Annotated in this window: 15 protein-coding genes, 1 tRNA gene and 2 pseudogenes; 13 read left to right on the forward strand and 5 right to left on the reverse strand. The window is 53.7% G+C overall.

From position 1 onward, the window contains the following. The first annotated feature begins 1 nt into the window (after window position 1). Genes AA74_RS0114585 through sfmF form a run of 3 tightly spaced genes read left to right on the forward strand, consistent with a single transcriptional unit; the run spans window position 2 to window position 4,094 of the window. Window positions 2-2,563: a fimbrial biogenesis usher protein gene (locus tag AA74_RS0114585; RefSeq protein WP_023343522.1), complete on the forward strand. Its 2,562-nt coding sequence runs from the start codon at window positions 2-4 to the stop codon at window positions 2,561-2,563. Then, window positions 2,556-3,563, forward strand: a complete 1,008-nt coding sequence (gene fimH / locus AA74_RS0114590) for a type 1 fimbria D-mannose specific adhesin FimH (RefSeq protein WP_021241603.1) — start codon at window positions 2,556-2,558, stop codon at window positions 3,561-3,563. The genes AA74_RS0114585 and fimH overlap by 8 nt, the downstream gene beginning before the upstream one ends. A 9-nt stretch (window positions 3,564-3,572) precedes the next feature. Continuing rightward, a complete protein-coding gene (gene sfmF, locus AA74_RS0114595; protein ID WP_008499338.1) occupies window positions 3,573-4,094 on the forward strand; it encodes a fimbria assembly protein in 522 nt (173 codons plus the stop codon). Between the two features lie 51 nt (window positions 4,095-4,145). Here sfmF and fimZ read toward each other — a convergent pair whose 3' ends face one another. The 3 genes from fimZ to AA74_RS0114615 all read right to left on the reverse strand — a co-directional run bounded on the left by fimZ (window position 4,146) and on the right by AA74_RS0114615 (window position 7,030). Beyond that, on the reverse strand, window positions 4,146-4,778 hold the full coding sequence (fimZ, locus tag AA74_RS0114600) for a fimbria biosynthesis transcriptional regulator FimZ (RefSeq protein WP_008499339.1): 633 nt from the start codon (window positions 4,776-4,778) through the stop codon (window positions 4,146-4,148). A gap of 800 nt (window positions 4,779-5,578) precedes the next feature. Next, window positions 5,579-6,307: a response regulator transcription factor gene (locus tag AA74_RS0114610; RefSeq protein WP_008499340.1), complete on the reverse strand. Its 729-nt coding sequence runs from the start codon at window positions 6,305-6,307 to the stop codon at window positions 5,579-5,581. A gap of 24 nt (window positions 6,308-6,331) precedes the next feature. Then, complete coding sequence (locus tag AA74_RS0114615; protein WP_025912649.1) at window positions 6,332-7,030, reverse strand: EAL domain-containing protein; 699 nt, start codon at window positions 7,028-7,030, stop codon at window positions 6,332-6,334. Window positions 7,031-7,308: 278 nt separating this feature from the next. On the opposite strand from AA74_RS0114615, the gene AA74_RS0114620 reads away from it, so the two are divergent. Beyond that, window positions 7,309-7,385, forward strand: a tRNA-Arg gene (locus tag AA74_RS0114620). Window positions 7,386-7,593: 208 nt separating this feature from the next. Beyond that, window positions 7,594-7,719, forward strand: a pseudogene (locus AA74_RS1000000123700) (Arm DNA-binding domain-containing protein); the annotation flags it as partial. Here AA74_RS1000000123700 and AA74_RS01000000122210 read toward each other — a convergent pair. Further along, window positions 7,707-7,870, reverse strand: a pseudogene (locus tag AA74_RS01000000122210) (IS3 family transposase); the annotation flags it as partial. The pseudogenes AA74_RS1000000123700 and AA74_RS01000000122210 overlap by 13 nt on opposite strands. A gap of 206 nt (window positions 7,871-8,076) precedes the next feature. Beyond that, complete coding sequence (locus AA74_RS0114625; RefSeq protein WP_084832426.1) at window positions 8,077-9,180, reverse strand: acyltransferase; 1,104 nt, start codon at window positions 9,178-9,180, stop codon at window positions 8,077-8,079. Between the two features lie 869 nt (window positions 9,181-10,049). On the opposite strand from AA74_RS0114625, the gene AA74_RS1000000123705 reads away from it, so the two are divergent. The 8 genes from AA74_RS1000000123705 to AA74_RS0114680 all read left to right on the forward strand — a co-directional run bounded on the left by AA74_RS1000000123705 (window position 10,050) and on the right by AA74_RS0114680 (window position 19,900). After that, window positions 10,050-10,379, forward strand: coding sequence for a hypothetical protein (locus AA74_RS1000000123705; RefSeq protein WP_025912653.1), 330 nt, complete (start codon window positions 10,050-10,052; stop codon window positions 10,377-10,379). Window positions 10,380-10,388: 9 nt separating this feature from the next. Next, a complete protein-coding gene (locus AA74_RS1000000123710) occupies window positions 10,389-10,691 on the forward strand; it encodes a hypothetical protein (RefSeq protein ID WP_239658872.1) in 303 nt (100 codons plus the stop codon). A 666-nt stretch (window positions 10,692-11,357) separates the two neighbouring features. Next, complete coding sequence (locus tag AA74_RS0114655; RefSeq protein WP_025912656.1) at window positions 11,358-12,374, forward strand: iron ABC transporter substrate-binding protein; 1,017 nt, start codon at window positions 11,358-11,360, stop codon at window positions 12,372-12,374. A gap of 24 nt (window positions 12,375-12,398) precedes the next feature. Further along, window positions 12,399-13,973 (forward strand): iron ABC transporter permease, encoded by a 1,575-nt coding sequence (locus AA74_RS0114660; protein ID WP_025912657.1) that lies wholly within the window; start codon window positions 12,399-12,401, stop codon window positions 13,971-13,973. A gap of 1 nt (window position 13,974) precedes the next feature. Continuing rightward, the gene (locus tag AA74_RS0114665; protein ID WP_025912658.1) at window positions 13,975-15,006 is read left to right on the forward strand and encodes an ABC transporter ATP-binding protein; all 1,032 of its coding nucleotides are present in this window, start codon (window positions 13,975-13,977) and stop codon (window positions 15,004-15,006) included. A 149-nt stretch (window positions 15,007-15,155) separates the two neighbouring features. Beyond that, window positions 15,156-15,431, forward strand: coding sequence for a DUF1471 family periplasmic protein YahO (gene yahO / locus AA74_RS0114670; protein ID WP_021241596.1), 276 nt, complete (start codon window positions 15,156-15,158; stop codon window positions 15,429-15,431). Between the two features lie 185 nt (window positions 15,432-15,616). Next, complete coding sequence (locus tag AA74_RS0114675) at window positions 15,617-17,800, forward strand: TonB-dependent siderophore receptor (protein WP_025912659.1); 2,184 nt, start codon at window positions 15,617-15,619, stop codon at window positions 17,798-17,800. 126 nt (window positions 17,801-17,926) lie between these two features. Further along, window positions 17,927-19,900 (forward strand): PhoX family phosphatase, encoded by a 1,974-nt coding sequence (locus AA74_RS0114680; RefSeq protein WP_025912660.1) that lies wholly within the window; start codon window positions 17,927-17,929, stop codon window positions 19,898-19,900. Window positions 19,901-19,957: the final 57 nt, after the last annotated feature.

Consider the following 19,957-nt stretch of genomic DNA (forward strand, 5'->3'; position numbering starts at 1 on the left):
GATGAAAAACCATCAGGGACGTTACTGCCCGGTTGCACTGGCGCTGATGGCTGCGCTCTGGCCGCAGGCTGGCTGGAGCGAAAGCTATTTCAACCCGGCCTTCCTGTCCGACGACACCGCCAGCGTGGCGGATTTGTCGCGTTTTGAACAAGGACACCAGCAGGCACCCGGCGTTTATCGCGTGGATATCTGGCGTAACGATGAATTTATCGGGACTCAGGACGTGCGTTTTGAGCAGGCAGAGAACACGCCGCCGGTGGCGGGCGGGCTATCGCCGTGTATTACGCGCGCGATGCTGGACCGCTTTGGCGTCAACGTTGCGGCGTTTCCCGAGCTGGCTCAGGTCCAGGGTGAGGCCTGCGTCCCGTTGACCACGGCCATTCCCGGCAGCGAAACGGTATTCAACTTTGCCTCACAGCGCCTGAACGTTAGCCTGCCGCAGGTGGCATTGCAGAACAGCGCCCGGGGCTACATTCCGCCGGAACAGTGGGATGAAGGCATTCCCGCCGCGCTGCTGAACTACAGCTTTACGGGCAACCGGGGCAGCGAAGACGACAGCTATTACCTCAACCTGCAGAGCGGGCTGAACTATGGCGCCTGGCGCCTGCGCAACAACGGCGCATGGCGATACACGCAGACCAACGGGCAGCGGCACAGCGAGTGGCAGAATATTGGCACCTGGGCGCAGCGCACCGTGATCCCGCTGAAAAGCGAACTGGTCCTGGGCGACAGCAATACCGGTAATGACGTCTTCGACAGCATGGGGTTCCGCGGCGGACGGCTCTTCTCGTCTGACAGCATGTATCCGGACAGCCTGCAGGGCTACGCGCCCACCGTACGCGGGATCGCCCGGACGCCCGCCAAAGTGGTGGTGCGTCAGAATGGCTACGTGATCTATCAAAGCTATGTGCAGCCGGGCGCATTTGCGATTACCGATCTCAACCCCACCTCCTCAAGCGGTGACCTGGAAGTGACGGTAGAAGAGAAAGACGGTACCCAGCAGCGCTATACCGTGCCGTACTCCACCGTGCCGCTTCTGCAGCGTGAAGGGCGCTGGAAGTATGACCTCGTCGCGGGGGATTACCGCAGCGGTAACAGCGATCAGGATACGCCGTTCTTCACCCAGGGCACCCTGATTACCGGGCTTGCCAACGGCTTTACGCTCTACGGCGGAACGCAGCTGGCGTCACGCTATACCGCGGTCGCCGTCGGGGCCGGAAAAAACCTGGGCGACTGGGGCGCGGTTTCGCTCGATATCACCCACGCCCGCAGCCAGCTCGCGGACGACAGCAAGCATGAAGGACAGTCCCTGCGCTTCCTCTATGCGAAATCCCTTAACGGCTTTGGCACCAACTTCCAGCTGCTGGGCTACCGTTACTCCACAAAAGGGTTTTACACCCTGGACGATGTGGCATGGCGCTCAATGGAAGGCTATCAGTATGCCGACAGCCAGGACGATAACGATGTGCCGGACGTGCAGAGCTATCACAACCTGACGTGGAATAAAAAAGGCCGCTTCCAGCTTAACGTTTCTCAGTCGCTGGGGGATTACGGCTCGGTCTATATCTCCGGCAGCGAGCAGACCTACTGGGGTACCGACGAGTCGAACCTCTGGTACCAGCTGGGGTATGCGGGGGGCATGAAGGGGATCAACTACTCCGTTTCGTGGTCGTGGAACAAATCCGTCGGGATCGACGGCACCGACCGGATCGCGTCGTTTAACGTCTCCGTGCCGTTCAGTATCTTTACCCGTCAGGGCTATCGCCGGGACAGCGCGATTGACCGTGCCTACGCCACGGCATCCGCCAGCCGGAACAGCGATGGCGACACAAGCTGGCAAACCGGCGTCAGCGGCACGCTGCTGGAGGACCGCAACCTGAACTACAGCGTGACTCAGGGACACACCAGCACCAACGGGTCAAGCGGAAGCGCCAGCGCCAACTGGCAGGCGACCTACGGCACGTTGGGCGTGGGCTACAACTACAGCGACGATCAACACGATCTCAACTGGCAGCTCTCCGGCGGGGTCGTCGGTCATGCCGACGGCGTGACCTTCAGCCAGCCGCTGGGCGACACCAACGTGCTGATCAAAGCGCCGGGGGCATCCGGCGTCAGCGTGGAAAACCAGACCGGCGTGAGAACCGACTGGCGAGGCTATGCGGTGATGCCGTATGCCACCGTCTACCGCTACAACCGCGTGGCGCTGGATACCAACACCATGAGCAACAACACCGACATCGAAAACAACGTGAGCAGCGTGGTGCCGACCAAAGGCGCGCTGGTGCGCGCCAGCTTTGATACTCGCATTGGCGTGCGCGCCCTGCTGACGGTAACGCGCGGCAACCAGCCCGTGCCGTTTGGCGCGGTGGTCCGCGAAACGCAAAGCGGGGTCACCAGCATGGTGGGGGATGACGGGCAAATTTACCTGAGCGGGCTGCCGCTGGAGGGCGAGCTGCTGATCCAGTGGGGCGACGGGGCGCAGTCTCAGTGTCGCGCGCCTTACAGCTTGCCTGAAAAGAGCCTGCAACAGGCAATCACAATGAAGGGGATTCGCTGTGAATAAAACCCACATCTTAGGCTTGTCGCTTCTGGCGCTACTGCCTGCGGCAAATGCATTCGCCACCGTGTGCGTCAATGAAAAAGGCGTGCCGACGGAGGTGCATTACGACCTGACGGACAAATTCAATAGCTCGAATAACCAGATTGGACAGGTCGTGACGCTCAGCGAGAAGTCGCAGTGGGTAGGGGTCAATGCCGTCTGCCCGAAGGGCACGGTCGGGAATACCACCAAGCGTAGCTATGTGACCGATTATCAGGTTACGGGAACGAGCGATGGCTATCAGTATCTGAAGCTGAACGACTATCTGGACGGAGCCATGAAAATCACGGACAGCTATGCTGGCGTGTTTTATCCGCCAAAAAACTATATCCAGATGGGGAGCCATCCTAACGTCTCCAAAAACAGGCCGTTTGGCGTTCAGGACTCCAGCCTTGTCTTCCGCCTTAAGGTAACCCGACGTTTTATTAATATGGTCGTGATCCCGCGCGCCACCATGTTCCGCGTTTACGTCACCACCACCTCCTCGGATCCGCTCACCACGCCGGTCTATACCATCAGCTACAGCGGTACCATTCAGGTGCCGCAAAGCTGCGCTATCAACGCCGGGAACGTGGTGGAGTTTGATTTCGGCGACATTGGCGCCTCCCTGTTCAGCAAGGCGGGCGTAGGTAACAAACCGGAGGGCGTCTCATCGCAAAGCAAAACCATTGCGATCAAATGCACCAACGTGGAGGCAAACGCCATGCTGACGATGCGCGTAGAGGCGGAGAAAGTCTCTGATAATGTGCTGGTGTCGGATAACCCGGACGTCGGGTTCATCATTGCCAACGAGAGCGGTGCGCCGCTAACGCCTAACAACCTGACAAGCAAAATTCCGTTCCGCCTCGACGACAGCGCGCAGGCAAAGGTGGGGATCCGCGTCTGGCCGGTGAGCGTGACGGGCAACAAGCCAGCGGAAGGGCGTTTCACCTCGCGCGGGTATTTGCGCGTGGATTACGACTAAGGAGCCGATATGCGAAACGGGATCCGTTTTCTCACCGTGGCGCTCTTTGCGCTTTGCACACAGGCTCAGGCGGACACCGCGTTGGGCGAAATTAACATTCGGCTCTACGGCAATATTGTTGATTTTACCTGCGTCGCGGAAGGCAGCGACAGCGACAAGACCGTCACGCTGGGCACCTGGCCCACGAAACAGCTCAGCACCACCGGGAGCCGCACGCAGCCCATGCCGTTTACGCTGAAGCTGACCGGCTGTCCGCCGGGCGCCGCGTCGATTACGTTTTCGGGCAAAGCCGACGGGAGCAATAACGGTTTGCTGGCGCTGAACGACGCCAGTACAGCGAGCCGTGTCGCGGTAGAGATCAGGGATGCGGATAAAACGCGTCTGGCTCTTCAGCAGGCCAGCCAGCCGGTCTCGGTTGATGCGCAGGGGAATGCAACATTGTCGTTTTATGCCAATTATATTGCCACTGCAGATAACCCTCAGCCCGGACGAGCCGATGCGGATGCCACCTTTATGATTAACTATAATTAGCACTGACCGCACTCCCTGCAGCTCAGATAAGCTGCAGGGAGTGAATTCAGGTTAAAGCAGCTCGTGCGCTTTGGCGTAATCAATTAATTCCACGATGCTTTGCACGCCCAGCTTGGAATAAATATTGGATTTATGCGCGCTAATGGTTTTGTTGCTTAATAGTAGCTGTTCAGCAATTTCCTTATTGGATAATCCATTCGCCAGATAGCGTAATACCGTGACCTCGCGATTTGATAATGGCATATCGACTGCCATCCCTTTCCCTGAACCCAAATGGTTTATAAAGTTCAGCGTTTCCGATGGGAAAAAGGAATAGCCCATCAGGATCATTTCTACGGCGTTGTAGATCTCACCCAAATCTTTTCGTTTACTGACGAAGCCATTTGCCCCGGCGCGAATGGCGCGACCCGCGTAAAATAACTCTGATTTAGATGAGAGGAACAGAACCTTAATGTCTTTGTTTAAGTTTCTGATTCTCTTAAGTAAAGCGAAAGCATCCGTGCCCGTGAGTTCAATGTCAAGGATCACCAGATCGATAGGGTGATTACGGATACAGTCAAGGACTTCATGGCTATCGCCAGACTTGAGCTTGACTGTGATATTCTTATTTTTCTGTAGCAGGACTTCTATCGACATTCTGACGATAGGATGTTCGTCCATAATGATAACGGATGCCGGTTTCATTTTTAATGCCTCAGATTGTTAAAAGCGTTATGCAGAGTTTGGTAAAACTCTCGAAATGCCGGAAGGATATAATGTGCAGATCCCTATACCGTAGTATTTCCCTGGAAAGAGCGAAAGCATCCTTGTTTACGTAATGAAAAGAACTATGCCTCAGCGCGGTCATCTCATTTGGCTGGTGTTGGCAAAAAGGTTTTTCTTATTCAGATTTGGTACGCTTCTTATTATACAGGGTAAGTTTTTTCCGAAAACCCTGTAAATTAATCACAGGATATTGGTTTGTATTATCTTCTGGATCTGAATCGCTATTTTTTTAAATTTAGCGGAAATATCCTGTTATCCCATTTACCGCATATTTTCATCTTTATGTAATAACAAAAAATAACAGATATCTCTGTATGTTGATCAATTGTTAACAAAAGTACGCATCATTTTGGGGGACTCGCCCGGTCTGATGAGGTGAACAATTGCCCTCGCAGGCCGTCAGACCTTCATCTGAAAGCGTGAAGGTTGACCTTCAGCTCCGCAACTCCTGCACAGGAGAACATGCTATCTGCTTCGCTTTTCCCTCCAGGGCGCAGTCGCTAAGCTGCTTGTTTTTACATCATTATCATCTTGTTAACGCTGTCTGCATTCACTTAACGGATGGAGGAAAGTGCTGCCGTTCGTTCAATTTGTGGCATTTCACAAGGTTCTCGCCCATAAATTAGGAATAGTTATAATTTCGACTTTATTGTTAAAAATTAACATTTTTGAAACACGAATGGTAAGTAAATTCTTAAAGCGCTTTAGGAAATAAGGGGTTAGGACGTGAGTGAAAACGTGCAGTCTGAGAGGTTATTAAGAAGATGCAACAATTCCTGTCGATGACTCAGTCCCAGCTTCACCAGGATGCAGCTAAGACGATAGATAATGCGGCTATAGGGACGATTCTGCATAAGGGCAATCTGACGTAACGTCTTGCCCCGGGAAAGTTCCTGCAGGATCGGCCATTCATTGCGGTTGAACCAGTCTTTGTCGGAGCCCTGTGGCGGGCGGGCATCCAGCAGGCTGTGCTGGAGTGCCGCGGCGTTCAGCTGGCGCTCGAGCACATGAAAGGGACCTGCCGCTTTGCAGAAAAGGCGGGTGTCGTAATTATCGGCCCGGACTAACAGCCAGGGCGTCAGGAACGGAGGAAACAGGCTATGCCTTCTCAACTGATCCAGTTTCTCCAGAAGCCCCGTTGACCGGCTTTCAATATCCACGACCAGACGGGCGGAGGGCCATTGGGTCTGTGCGACAAGGGCGTCGTCCAGCGTGGCGTAATCGCAGCAGCTGCTCAGGGGAAACTGCCCGTTGAGAAAACCGGTGCGCAGGAAATGATCCTCCGTCACCAGGAGAATAAACGGGGCGTCTGTTTTGCGGGGCTGGCTGATGGACTGGCTCAAAAATTCGAGCCGGTCGAAAAAGGGGGGAGCAAAAGGTGAGCGCGTAAATCCCAGTGCATCACTTCCTGTACGCCGCCGCCGGTAACGGCGCACTGTCATTCGCATGGTCTCCCTCCTGGAAATGGCGTTTTAATCCTCCGGCCATGTCCAGGACGGCCAGTAATATCCCTGGCCGAAGTCTGCGCCTGCCTGCAGTGCCCAGGTACGATCGCGTTCAGTCTCAATACCTTCGATAAGCACTTTCCCGGCAAGCTGAAAGCAAAGGGAAACCAGTTGCCTCAGCGCAGGGGTGTCGCGTAAACGCCAGAATGCTTCCTTATCTATTTTGATGCCGCTTAACGGAAGTCGACAGGATAAAAACGACTGCACTAAGACATCATCAATGTCATCCAGCCAGATAGCGTGCCCCTGTCTGCTCAGCTGCTGCAGATTCTGAACCACGCGCTGCTTCTGCGCGACGGACAGCGCCAAAAAAGCCGCAAGGTCGACAAGCTCAATATTGAGCGGCACGCAGGGGAGTCTGATGAGCCGCTGGAAGGACGCAGGCTCTGTCAGGACGGTTATCGGCAGATTAATAAAAAGGTTATGACCGTGCGGCGTATTTTTTAACGCAGCAAGCTGCGCCTCAAGCAGCGTTAGCGACCAGCCAGCGGACCGATGGCAAAAAAAATCCTCACTGTGCCGCGTATCGGCCAGGACGCTAAGGACCTCGACGCCAACCTGACGCAAAGAGGCGAGGGCGACGATAGGCTCAAGCTTAATGCCGACGATGTCCTGAGAGAGGTACTGTAACCGGGGGGGCGTATCGATCAGGTTTTGCGCTGTCACTCCATTGTCCTGTTGTCTGTCAGCCTCCAGGCGGCCGGGATACCTGGCTCTAGTGTGACGAGCTGACGTTCAGGAAAACAGCAGGCGTTACTTAAATGCAACTAAGCCTTTTCGCAGCGCTAAATTTTACGGTAAAACAGGGCGGAATGTTGAGAAAATAGCCGTATTTACAATCGGCTAGCGGTAATTGGCCCTGAAAACGGAAAAGGCATTGACTCACCTGCCATTGACCGTATAATTCTTCGCGTTTCACCGCCGCGAAGTACACGCTTCTCAGTGCGCCCTTAGCTCAGTTGGATAGAGCAACGGCCTTCTAAGCCGTAGGTCGTAGGTTCGAATCCTACAGGGCGTGCCATTTCATTTCTACTAACGTCTCTCAAAGTCTACTCAATCCAGTAATACCAAGCTATTCAGCTAAATCTCGCTCTCCCTACGTCTACTAAATTGTATTGAAATCGATACCAATCCGAGGGGATATTCGGGTGCATATACTGGTTCAATGGAAAGAGATACCTCCAATGCAGTTAACGGCACGCCAGGTCAGCACAGCTAAACCTTAGGACGTGCCCTTCAAACTGGCGGATGGCGGTGCCCTGTATCTGTTTGTTAAACCGAATGGTTCCAGATACTGGCGTCTGAAGTACTGGCTCGCAGGAAAAGAAAAACTCCTGTCTATTGGCGTTTTGCCCTGATACTCATCACGTTGTTGTTTGACCCATTTAGTCATCGTGGAAAGTCCAGTATCCATAGCCTTGTAGCATCAGAGACGGTGTTATGTTGGTCGACAACGAGATGAGCTGATACGCGTTTGAATTCAGAGCTAAAATTTCTTCTTTTAATTGGTGCTTTTGTGTTGTTTTGAGGTGAGCATTTCACCTGTGTCAGGTGGCTAAATTCAGTAAACCCCTTCAATGATTGGCACATCTGCACACTAGAAGATATAAAATGGAAAAAAATTATTAGCATCCTATTTTTTGAGTTAAAACATACAAAATTTCAACAATGGGTAAAAAAGGGGCTGAGTACGCCCCTTTTTACAATATTATTTAAGAAACCTTCTGCGCGGCTAACAGATTTATATGCATTGTGGGTTTTTCAATGTATTTGTACATTATAGGGGCAATAACACCTAAGGTTGCTACAGATACCAATTTCCAAATCATATAACCCTCATCATACAAATAGTATTTAGATACGGCCTGAGGAATTCCATGGATTAGGTAAATTGAGAAACTACAGGCACCAAGGACTCTAACTGGTTTGCACGTAAGTATACCAAAGTATGTACATCCGCACTTAAGAGTATAAAAAACAACCATCATTAATAATGGAGTTATTACATCATATGCCTTTCCTATCAACATAACAGCGAAAAAAAGTATAATTGAACTGATTGAATCATGTAACTTAATTTCTTTTTTTATAGTTGCAACCATAAAGCCAGCAAGAAAGTACATTACATAGCTCAATTGAATATCTTTACTTATAAAGTACCATTGGTAGACAACATAGGACATAGATATCAGCACAAAAGATTTGGGGTAAGGGAATCTTTTTAATAATATGAATATGATAGGTATGGCAACATATAGTCTTAGCTCCCACACCATTGTCCAAAGAACACCGGAATTCATTATTACGAGAGGTATGTCATTGATACGCGTCATCGGGTAATTAAAAAGCGAAGGCAATGACTGAATTAGATCATTAATCTGATATGAATGGTTTGGGGATATTAAATAGGATGATGCATAAATCATTATTATAGAAAAAGCTACTGGCGGGTAAATCCTCATGATTCTGGAAACATAAAACTCTTCAAAATTAAATGTTTTCGCCATCGCCTTTCTGAAAAAAAGAAAAGCAGAAAGTATGAAGAATATCCCGACAGATAGCTCACCGGTAAGAAGAATGTAGTGAACGGTTTTGCTTGAGGAAATATAATCAAGTGACCAATACTCTGTGTCATGACTGCCATCCCTCCAGAAAATATGAAATATGGCGACCATAGAGGCGCAGATACCTCTAGCACCATCGAATGAACTATATTTTTGATTGTCAGGCTCTATCTTAATAATTCTAGATACTATATAAAGAGTAACTAATAGCACAAAAAAATAGATTACATATTCTTTAAGATAATGCATCATTGATCCTATAACTACATATTAAAGTATTGTTGTTTTAATGCGCTTTTTAGGAATGGACACAATAGAACCATAATCCATTTGAAGCCACATTGCCATCGTAACCATTTCGGTTAAAATCACAACCGTATTACTTCGGCTATAGACATTAAATAACCCTATAACACACTCAAGAGCAGCAAAACGCACGAGGTTATTAGATTTTGACTCCGTCATATTTTATGCCTTAAATTAATTGATCCCATATTGGCCATTGTGTATGCGGTAACATTATGGCAAGCAGAGCAGTTTCTGGATAGGCGGCAGTCTACCATTCAAGTGCAACATGATCACCACTTGATCATTCCAGTTCCTCACGTTAAGTAGAGTTAAATGATTGTCCGATGCTGTATGAAGGAAATTACACAGTTAAACCATGAGGCATGGCTGTGTACTCTACGTGTCACAGATGTTTCATACATGGTTGAATCACGACGAAACGAGATGGAAAGTAACGACACATAATGGCACAAAGGCGTTGAGAGTGTGGGAAAACTAATTATATTACAGTGCATTAACTAGTTCTCTACGTTCTTCTAAACCGTCTGTCGCGGGTTCGCACCCTTTAGGAGAGCCATTTGATCCCTGAAATCCCTCATAGCTCCAGCGCCATACTTGAACTGAAACATATCCCTGCTTAACTCAATGGTGATTAATCCTGTTATGAGAGCGCATCCATGGCAAAGCTCGACAAAGCTGTTCGACTTAATAATGCCCCACCTGTCTTTCAAGAAAATCTTCACGACGTTTATTACCATATGTGAAACCACCAGCTAGTGACGCGACTCGGAAAAACATGAGTGCTTACCCGCTATCAGGACGTGTATCAGGTAATGAAGGAGCGTGCGTTCGTCTCTTCAGGTGTCTCTGAAGACGTGCATGCTGCGCTGGAAAAAGAGTCTTTTAACTTTCCGCCCCTGCTTTGGGATCTTCTGCACGGAATTGTCCTTTTTGAGGAGGGCAGTGTTTATCGCGTGCACCTTAAGGCTCTGCAGGCCCTGTTTATCGGCGAACCTTGGGAGGCTTTAACTCAACTCATCTCACACGAATCACATTCAGTGGTAGACGTTTTACCTACGGCTCGTCCGTTTGACGGAGTTCGTCAGATTGCGGCGCTATGGGGAAAGCTCTTCACCGCGTGGCTTAACCTGACGCAGGCGTAACAGGAGGTGGTGGAGCTAGAGAAGAGTTCCATCAGGCTATTGCTGGATCCCTGCACCATCGATCGTGAGGGGCTGCAGATGCTGATAAAAGCGCTCTTCCATCTGGATGATAGCTTTCGCCAGCCCGCACAGGCGCACAGAGAAGGTTACTACTCGCTGTTTTATAGCAGCCTGCTGAAAGGATATGGCGGAGAGGAGAATATGCTCTATGAGCGGTTTATCACGGACCACGTCACTATACTGATTGGTGGGAGTGAAACCAGCGAAGCGTTAACCGGAAACGTGCTCTGTATGCTGGCACTGCATCCGTAATTGCAGAAGGTTATCAGAAATAACACGCTGCGGATGAAAAAATAGTACGCGAAACGATGCGCTTTGAATCCCCGCTTCAGATGGGGAGGCGGAAGGTTGCGTCTTCTGTGCATTTTCAGGAGGGTGAACTATAGGTAGGGATAGCGTGTTGTTATGCCTTGGCTCTGCCAACCGGGATGAACACGTATTTGAAGACGCATCGCGCTTTATTCCAAGCAGAAAACCTGGCAATGACCCCGAGCAAGCAACGGGTAACCGCTCTGGACAGCGAGGTGAAATGGTCGAATCGAAGCCTGAACCTGAGAACGCTGGAGATACTTACACTTGAGATCGACAGGTGCGGTAACGAGATAATGACATGAAGGGAATCATATTTTTAATGCCCTGTGGCCGAATTTTTTATTCTTTTTTTTCTGTTAAATAACGACTTAATAAATAGAGTGCTAATTAATTTTGATTAGCTCCACCCTTAAGGTTTTCTTAATCTTTATTTTTCTCCTTTATTAAATCTGGGTTTTTATCATTTCAAATTCCATAAAAAAGAAATTTTACACTTTTACGCCTAAACTGGATTGATACTAATTATCATTAGCGTTGTTGTATGCTTTAATCCTGTCCCACAAAGCTATGAGTGGTTACTCCCGTTGGTCTATTAAGGATATGTTCATGAATTCTCGCCTGCTGTCCTGCTTCTCGCTTGCCTTGTTGTCCTCATCCCTTTTCCTTTCCACACAGTCGGTTGCCGCCGATAACAACGACGGTATCGTTGTTTATAACGCGCAGCATGAAAACCTGGTGAAGTCGTGGGTTGACGGTTTTACCAAAGAAACCGGGATTAAAGTCACTTTGCGTAATGGTGATGACAGCGAGCTGGGTAACCAGCTGGTGCAGGAAGGCAGCGCATCGCCGGCAGACGTGTTCCTGACGGAAAACTCGCCGTCCATGGTGCTGGTGGATAACGCCAACCTGTTCGCACCGCTGGATGCCGACACCCTGAAGCAGGTACCGGCAGAGTATCGTCCGGCGCATGGCCGCTGGATCGGCATTGCTGCCCGCAGCACGGTGTTCGTCTATAACCCGGCGAAACTGAGCGAACAGCAGCTGCCTAAATCGCTGATGGATCTGGCGAAACCCGAGTGGAAAGGCCGCTGGGCGGCATCACCGTCAGGCGCGGATTTCCAGGCTATCGTGAGCGCGATGCTGGCCCTGAAGGGCGAGAAGGCCACCCAGGAATGGCTCAAGGCGATGAAAGCCAACTTCTTGGCCTATAAAGGCAACAGCACCGTGATGAAAGCGGTCAATGCGGGTCAGATTGATGGCGGGGTGATTTACCACTACTACCGCTTTGTCGATCAGTCCAAAACCGGTGAAAACAGCAAAAACACCCAGCTCTACTACTTTAAGCACCAGGACCCGGGCGCGTTTGTGAGCCTCTCCGGCGGTGGCGTGCTGGCGTCCAGCAAGCACAAAGCGCAGGCGCAGGCCTTCATCAAATACATTACCGGCAAAGAAGGTCAGGAAAGCCTGCGTACCAACAACGCCTTTGAATACGCCGTGGGCGTGAACGCGGCCTCAAACCCGAAACTGGTCCCGCTGAAAGATCTTGATGCACCGAAAGTTGAACCTTCAACGCTCAACAGTAAAAAAGTTATCGAGCTGATGACGCAAGCCGGCCTGCTGTGATCCTGAGAGTGAAGTGAAGGTCTTATGTCTGGTCTAAGTCTCGACATCGGAAAAAACAGAGTGCAGGAGCCTGCCCGCAGGTGTCCTGCACTGCCGATGGTTGCGTTAGCTGTCTTGTTTTCATTACTGGCGCTTCTGCCTTTGGGTTTTATCATTGCCATTGGCATTGAGACGGGCTGGGAAACCATTAAGGCGCTGGTGTTTCGCCCGCGTGTGGCTGAGCTGCTCAGCAACACGCTGTGGCTGACGGCCCTGGCGGTTCCGCTGTGTATCGTGACGGGCGTGGCGATTGCCTGGCTCACCGAGCGCACGCAGCTTGCCGGACGGGGCATCTGGTCCGCGCTGGCGGTCGCCCCGCTGGCCATTCCCGCGTTTGTGCAAAGCTATGCCTGGGTGAGCGTGGTTCCGTCGATGCACGGGCTCTCCGCGGGCGTGTTTCTCTCCGTGCTTGCCTACTATCCCTTTATCTACATGCCGGTTGCCGCGGTGCTCCGCCGCCTTGACCCGACGCTCGAAGATGTCGCCGCGTCGCTCGGCACACCGCCGTGGAAGGTCTTTTTCCGCGTGGTGCTACCCCAGCTCAAGCTGGCTATCTGCGGCGGCGCGCTGCTGGTGGCGCTGCACCTGCTGGCGGAATATGGTCTGTACGTGATGATCCGCTTTGATACCTTCACCACGGCCATTTATGACCAGTTTCAGTCTACCTTCAGCGGCCCGGCAGCAAACATGCTGGCGGGCGTGCTGGCGTTATGCTGCCTCGCTATCCTGGTGCTGGAAGGCGTGACGCGTGGAAAAGCACGCTACGCGCGCATTGGCGCCGGGGCTGCGCGCGAGCAGAAACGCTGGCCGCTAAAGCCTGCGGCTGCCGCGCTGGGGCAGCTGTTTTTCATGGTGCTGATCGTCCTGGCGCTGGGCGTGCCGTTAGCTGTTCTGTGTCGCTGGATTTGGCTCGGCGGGGTGGAAAACTGGATGAGCGCCGATCTCTGGCACTCGCTGCGCCAGACGCTGATGCTCGGCGTGGGCGGCGCGCTGCTGACGACGACGTGTGTGATCCCCATTGCGTGGCTCGGTATCCGCTACCCGCACCGTATCTTCCGGATGCTGGAAGGGTGCATCTATATCACCAGTTCGCTGCCGGGCATTGTCACGGCGCTGGCGCTGGTCACCGTTACCATTCATTACGCACGTCCCATTTACCAGACGGAAATTACCCTGTTCCTTGCCTATCTGCTGATGTTTATGCCCCGTGCGCTCATCAACCTGCGGGCGGGGATAGCGCAGGCGCCGGTTGAGCTGGAAAACGTGGCGCGCAGCCTTGGCAGCACGCCCGCGAAGGCGTTCTGGAGCGTCACGATGCGGCTGGCCGCGCCGGGTGCGGCGGCGGGGGCCGCGCTGGTGTTCCTCGGCGTCAGCAACGAGTTGACTGCCACGCTGTTACTCTCTCCCCTGGGCACGCGCACGCTCTCTACCGGATTCTGGGCGCTGACCAGCGAAATTGACTATGTCGCCGCCGCGCCTTACGCGATGCTGATGATCCTGATTTCCCTCCCGCTGACCGCCATTCTCTATATGCAGTCGAAGAAAATTGCAGGGCTATGACATGCTTGAATTAACCGCCATTTCTAAATCGTTTGCTGATGTGCAGGTGCTCGACAGCTTAACCCTGAGCGTTGCGCCGGGGAGCAGAACGGCCATTGTCGGGCCGTCGGGGTCAGGTAAAACCACGCTGCTGCGTATTCTTGCCGGGTTTGAGACGCCTGACACCGGTCGTATTGTTATGCAGGGGAGAACCCTGTTTGAGGAAAACCGTTTTGTCGCTGCCCACCAGCGCGGGATCGGTTTTGTGCCGCAGGAGGGCGCGCTGTTCCCGCACCTCAACGTGGCAGACAACATTGCCTGGGGGCTGGGCGGGACCCGCCACGAAAAACGCCAGCGCGTTGAGGCGCTGATGGAGATGGTTTCGCTGGACAGGCAGCTCGCCACGCACTGGCCTCACGAGATTTCCGGCGGACAGCAGCAGCGCGTGGCCCTTGCCCGTGCGCTGGCCCAGCGTCCTTCACTGATGCTGCTGGATGAACCGTTCTCGGCGCTGGATACTGGCCTGCGCGCCATGACGCGAAAGGCCACGGCCGATCTGCTGGCCGAAGCGGGCGTGGCCTCGATTCTGGTTACCCACGATCAGAACGAAGCGCTCTCCTTTGCCACGCAGGTTGCCGTCATGCGTTCCGGACGCTTCACGCAGGTCGGGACGCCTTATGAGGTTTACACCCGTCCCGTTGACGAAGAGACGGCGCTGTTTCTTGGTGATGCGCTGATCCTGCCTGCGCAGCTCACCGCGGGCTACGCCCTCTGCGCCCTGGGTAAGGTGCCCACAGACAACCCGCTGGCGACAGGGCAGGGCAGAGTGATGCTGCGCCCGGAGCAGCTGAGCGTGACGGCATGCGCCTCACATGAAAGCCCGATCTCCATTCTTGATGTGGATTTTACCGGTCACCTGTCGACGCTCACCCTTGGGCTTACCGGACAGCCGCAGCCCGTGACCCTCAAGACCGTCAGCCAGCCTGGATGGAACCCGGGCACGGCGGTTCGCATTGATATTGCTGGCACCGCGCGTGTATTCGACTATTCTTAATATTCATTAATAATTTCATGCAATGGGTTGTTATAAAAGAATTTTCCAGAATATATGGCATTTCCTGAGATTCTCTACCATGCTCATAAAACCTCACCATCATGCGTGAGGTTTTTCGTAGTTGCTGATTAATCTCAAGGAAAAAGGTTATGAAAAAGACGACTGCTATTTTGTTGGGAACGGCGTTACTGTTTACGACCAATGCTTTTGCTGCCCAACTGCTGACTAAAAATGAGTTCAAGAAAGTCGAGTCTCAGTATCAAAAAATCGGTACGGTAAGCACCTCAAATGAAGTATCGGTTGATGATGCAAAAAAAGAACTGATTGAGAAAGCCGATAAGCAAGGCGCGGATGTTCTGGTGCTCACCTCAGGTAACACCAACAATAAAATTCACGGTACGGCTAATATCTACAAGAAAAAATAACGTTACTGCAGCCACCCCATTTTGGGGTGGTTGTTCCTCATCCTGTCTCCCCACCTCTTCCTGTTGTTCGCGGTTACGCTTGCTAACGCATGGATAATGCGTATAGTTCTCATTTGCATTGCTATCAATACATTCTAAGGCCTGACAACGGGCTATTTTTGCGCGCACTTTCAAATGAGTTAACGATGAACAACACCAGAATACACAAAACGCTGCTGGCGCTCGCCGTTGGCGCGGTAACGCATTCCGCCTTCGCGGCGGACGATCAAAAAGAAGATACCCTCGTTGTGCACTCTGCACCGGTCAGCGATTTCAAACCCGGTGGCGACCAGCTGGTACCGGCCTTCCTTAACGGACAGGTGGCGAACGGCGGGCGTATGGGGATGCTCGGTCAGCAGAACGCCATGGATGTGCCGTTCAACATCATCAGCTATACCTCGAAGCTGGTGGAAGATCAGCAGGCGAAAACCATTGCTGATGTGGTCGCCAACGACGCGGGCGTGCAGTTTGTTCAGGGGTACGGCAACAGCGCTGAAACCTTCCGCATCCGTGGTCTGAAGTTTGACGGCGACGACATGACCTTTGGCGGCCTGTCCGGCGTGCTGCCGCGTCAGGTGGTGGATGCCCAGATGGTCGACCGCATCGAGATCTTCAAAGGGGCAAACGCCCTGATGAACGGCGCGGCAAGCTCGGGCGTGGGCGGGATGATCAACCTTGAGCCAAAACACGCGGGCGAACTCCCGCAGGCGAAAGTGGGCGTCGACTACACCTCGGACTCCCAGATTGGCACCACGCTGGATGCGGGCCGTCGCTACGGCGACAGCGACCAGTTTGGCGCGCGGGTGAACCTGGTCCACCGCGAAGGGGAAACCGGCATACCGAACGACCGCCGCCGCACCACGCTGCTCTCCACCGGTCTGGATTACAAAGGCGACCGTTTCCGCACCTCGCTGGATCTGGGTTATCAGAAGAAAACCTTCCACGGCAGCCCGACCAGCGTCAATATTTCGGCGGTGGATTTCGTGCCCGAGCCGCCGAAAAACGATCGCAACTTCTCGCAGAAGTGGGCCTACAGCAACATCGAAAACGAATTTGGGATGTGGCGCAGCGAGTACGACATCACCGACGGCTGGACCGCCTATACCGGCCTGGGCGCGCAGCACGCGCACGAGGAAGGGATCTACAGCGCGCCGAAGCTGCTGGATAAAAGCGGTAAAGCAACGGTCAGCCGCCTTGATACCAACCGCATCAGCGATTCCGTCAGCGGCATGGCGGGTATACGCGGTAATTTCAATACCGGCTTCGTCTCGCACAAGGTCAACGTTGGCTATTCGGCGATGACCAAAAATGAAAAGATCGCGTGGAAAATGTCGGCGACGAAGGATAACCCGACCACCAACATCTACCACAACACCGGCGTCGATATGCCGGACAGCACCAACCTCAACGGCTCAGGCGGGAAGTACAGCGATCCGCTGACCAGCGGGCGCACCCGCACCCAGGGCTGGCTGCTGAGCGATACCCTGGGCGTGCTGGACGACAAACTGCTGTTCACCGCTGGCGCGCGCCATCAGAAGGTGGTCATTCGCGGGTATAACAAAGTTACCGGTGCGGAAAACGCGGCAGACGGCTTCGACGGCAGCCGCTGGATGCCAACCTACGGCGTGGTCTACAAGCCGTGGGAAGAAATTTCCCTTTACGCCAACCACACCGAAGCGCTGCAGCCGGGCAAAACCGCGCCTAATACCGCGACCAACTACGGCCAGAGCACCGGTATCGTTCACTCTAAGCAGAACGAAGTGGGCGTGAAGGCGGACTTTGGCCGCGTGGGCGGATCGCTTGCGCTGTTTGAGATCAAGATGCCGTCGGCGATCCTCGATGCTAACAATCACTATGGCCTGGATGCCGAGCAGCGTAACCGCGGCGTGGAGCTAAACGTCTTCGGCGAGCCGATGCTCGGGATGCGCCTCAACGCCAGCGCCACCTGGCTGCAGGCGGAGCTGACCAAAACCAAAAACGGCGTAAATCAGGGCAACGATGCCATTGGTGTCCCGAACGTCTACGCCGTGCTGGGGGCAGAGTATGACATCAAGCCGATTGATGGCCTGACGGCGACCGCCCGCGTCAACCACTCTGGCGCGCAGTACGCCGATCTTGCCAACACCAAAAAGATCGACAGCTACACCACGCTGGATCTGGGGATGCGCTATCGCTTCGCGGTGAACCACAATGCAAACCAGATGACGGTGCGCGCGGGCATCGACAACGTGACCAATGAAAACTACTGGGCCAGCGTGGACGATTCCGGCACCTACATCACGCAGGGCGAGCCGCGTACCTTTAAGGTCTCGGTTGGCTACGAGTTCTAAGCGTTCCACCTCGTTATCCGGGGCAGGGACGCCCCATACCTCCGCCGTTGTGTTATAAAATTGTAATAAAAGCTTCTTAGACTGGTCGCCGACTCCTTACCTCTTGGCCAATGACAGGAAGCCGCTATGGGCAGACCCCTCAAATCCGTTTTTAAAAAAGAACATCGCGACGACATCGCTAACCGCAGCGCGAACCCGGTATTCTCCGAGGTTGCAGAGGTGTTCCTCTCCCGCCGTCGTTTTCTCCAGATGGGCGCCGTGGCGGGCGCTGCCGTTTCATTCCCCTTTCTGATCAAACCTGAGAACGCCATTGCCGCGGTATCGAAGCCTTCCGCGCTGGCAAAAGCGGTTTCCCTGGGCTTTACCAGCATCGACGTCTCCACCGAAGATACGGTCAGGGTGCCGGAAGGCTATATTGCCCGCCCGTTCTATCGCTGGGGTGACCCGACGGGGATCAAAAACAACATGCCGGCCTTTAAACCGGATGCCAGCAACACCGCGGACGAACAGGCTGCGCAGGCGGGCATGCATCATGACGGCATGGCGTGGTTTAGCCTGCCGCAAGGGGAGCAAAACCCGGAGCATGGCCTGCTGGCAATGAACCATGAGTACATCGACAACGGGATGATGTTTACCGACGGTACGGCGAACTGGAGCCTCGACAAGGCCCGCAAGGGGCAGAACGCGATGGGCGTGTCGGTGGTGGAAGTGAAAAAATCGGGCAGCGACTGGCAGGTGGTTCGCCCGTCTTCGTATGCCCGCCGCATTACCGTCAATACGCCGATGCAGCTTACCGGCCCGGCGCGGCATCAGGACTTAATGAAAACCACCGCCGACCCGCAGGGGGAGCGCGTGCTGGGCACCATGCAGAACTGCGCCAACGGCCATACACCATGGGGCACCTATCTCACCTGCGAGGAGAACTGGTCGGATATTTTTGTCAAAAAAACCGATCTCAACCCGCTGGAAAAACGCTACGGCATCAGCGACAGCGATGAATCCTACCGCTGGAACGAGGTGGACGAGCGATTTAGCGTTGATAAAACCCCTAACGAACCTAACCGCTTCGGCTGGGTCGTGGAGATCGATCCCTACAACCCGACCTCCACGCCGCGCAAGCACACCGCCCTGGGCCGCTTCAAGCATGAGGGGGCGGCCGTCACGCTTGCCGCCGATAGCCGCGTGGTGGTCTATATGGGGGACGACCAGAAGTTCGAGTACGTCTATAAGTTTGTCTCGGACAAAAAATACGATCCCGCGAACCGTGAAGCCAATATGCAACTGCTGACGTCAGGCACGCTGTACGTTGCCCGCTTCAACGAAGACGGGAGCGGCGACTGGCTGCCGCTGATCTTCGGGCAAAAGGGTCTGGATAAGAGCAACGGGTTTGAAAACCAGGGCGATCTGCTGATTAAAACCCGCCTGGCGGCAGACGCGGTGGGGGCAACGAAGATGGATCGCCCCGAGTGGATAGCGGTTGACCCGCACGCCAGCGGCAGCGTCTACTGTACGCTCACCAACAACAGCGATCGCGGGAAGGAGGGTAAGGCACCGGTTGATGCCGCCAACCCGCGCGCTAATAACGTGTTTGGTCATATTATGCACTGGCACGAAGAGGGGGCCGATCCTGCTGCCGCTCGCTTTAAGTGGGATATTCTGGTGATGGGCGGGCGGACCGACAGCGACGATCCGAAGGCTAAAGGTTCCATGCAGGGGGCGGCCTTCGGCAGCCCCGATGGCCTGTCGTTCGATCATCAGGGCGTGCTGTGGATCCAGACCGACGTCTCTTCCAGCACCATCAATAAGAAAGCCTACGAGGGGATGGGCAATAACCAGATGGTGGCCACCATTCCGGGCACCAACGAGTACCGTCGTTTCCTGACCGGACCGCGCGGGTGTGAAATTACCGGGATTGCGTTTACGCCGGATAACCGGACGCTGTTCATCAACATTCAGCATCCGGGGGAGGGCGGGGATGATATCACCGACCCTGCTAACCCTCGCGCTGTTTCCAACTGGCCAGACGCGAACCCGAACGGACGCCCGCGTTCCTCAACGGTGGTCATCGTCAAAGCGGACGGCGGGATCATCGGCTCATAACCTTGCATCGCCGGGGGCATGCCGTGCTCCCGGCGTTAAACTTGCTACCGCCAGCAT

The sequence above is a fragment of the Enterobacter sp. 5-4 genome (assembly GCF_000612205.1).
GTDB classification, from domain to species: Bacteria; Pseudomonadota; Gammaproteobacteria; order Enterobacterales; family Enterobacteriaceae; genus Enterobacter; species Enterobacter roggenkampii.

Coding starts and splice junctions, on each gene's coding strand:
- AA74_RS0114680 (WP_025912660.1), top strand. CDS start 17,927: ATGGGCAGACCCCTCAAATCCGTTTTTAAAAAAGAACATCGCGACGAC.
- yahO (WP_021241596.1), top strand. CDS start 15,156: ATGAAAAAGACGACTGCTATTTTGTTGGGAACGGCGTTACTGTTTACG.
- AA74_RS0114610 (WP_008499340.1), bottom strand. CDS start 6,307: ATGCGAATGACAGTGCGCCGTTACCGGCGGCGGCGTACAGGAAGTGAT.
- fimZ (WP_008499339.1), bottom strand. CDS start 4,778: ATGAAACCGGCATCCGTTATCATTATGGACGAACATCCTATCGTCAGA.
- AA74_RS0114675 (WP_025912659.1), top strand. CDS start 15,617: ATGAACAACACCAGAATACACAAAACGCTGCTGGCGCTCGCCGTTGGC.
- AA74_RS0114585 (WP_023343522.1), top strand. CDS start 2: ATGAAAAACCATCAGGGACGTTACTGCCCGGTTGCACTGGCGCTGATG.
- AA74_RS0114660 (WP_025912657.1), top strand. CDS start 12,399: ATGTCTGGTCTAAGTCTCGACATCGGAAAAAACAGAGTGCAGGAGCCT.
- AA74_RS0114625 (WP_084832426.1), bottom strand. CDS start 9,180: ATGATGCATTATCTTAAAGAATATGTAATCTATTTTTTTGTGCTATTA.
- AA74_RS1000000123705 (WP_025912653.1), top strand. CDS start 10,050: ATGAAGGAGCGTGCGTTCGTCTCTTCAGGTGTCTCTGAAGACGTGCAT.
- AA74_RS0114655 (WP_025912656.1), top strand. CDS start 11,358: ATGAATTCTCGCCTGCTGTCCTGCTTCTCGCTTGCCTTGTTGTCCTCA.
- sfmF (WP_008499338.1), top strand. CDS start 3,573: ATGCGAAACGGGATCCGTTTTCTCACCGTGGCGCTCTTTGCGCTTTGC.
- AA74_RS0114665 (WP_025912658.1), top strand. CDS start 13,975: ATGCTTGAATTAACCGCCATTTCTAAATCGTTTGCTGATGTGCAGGTG.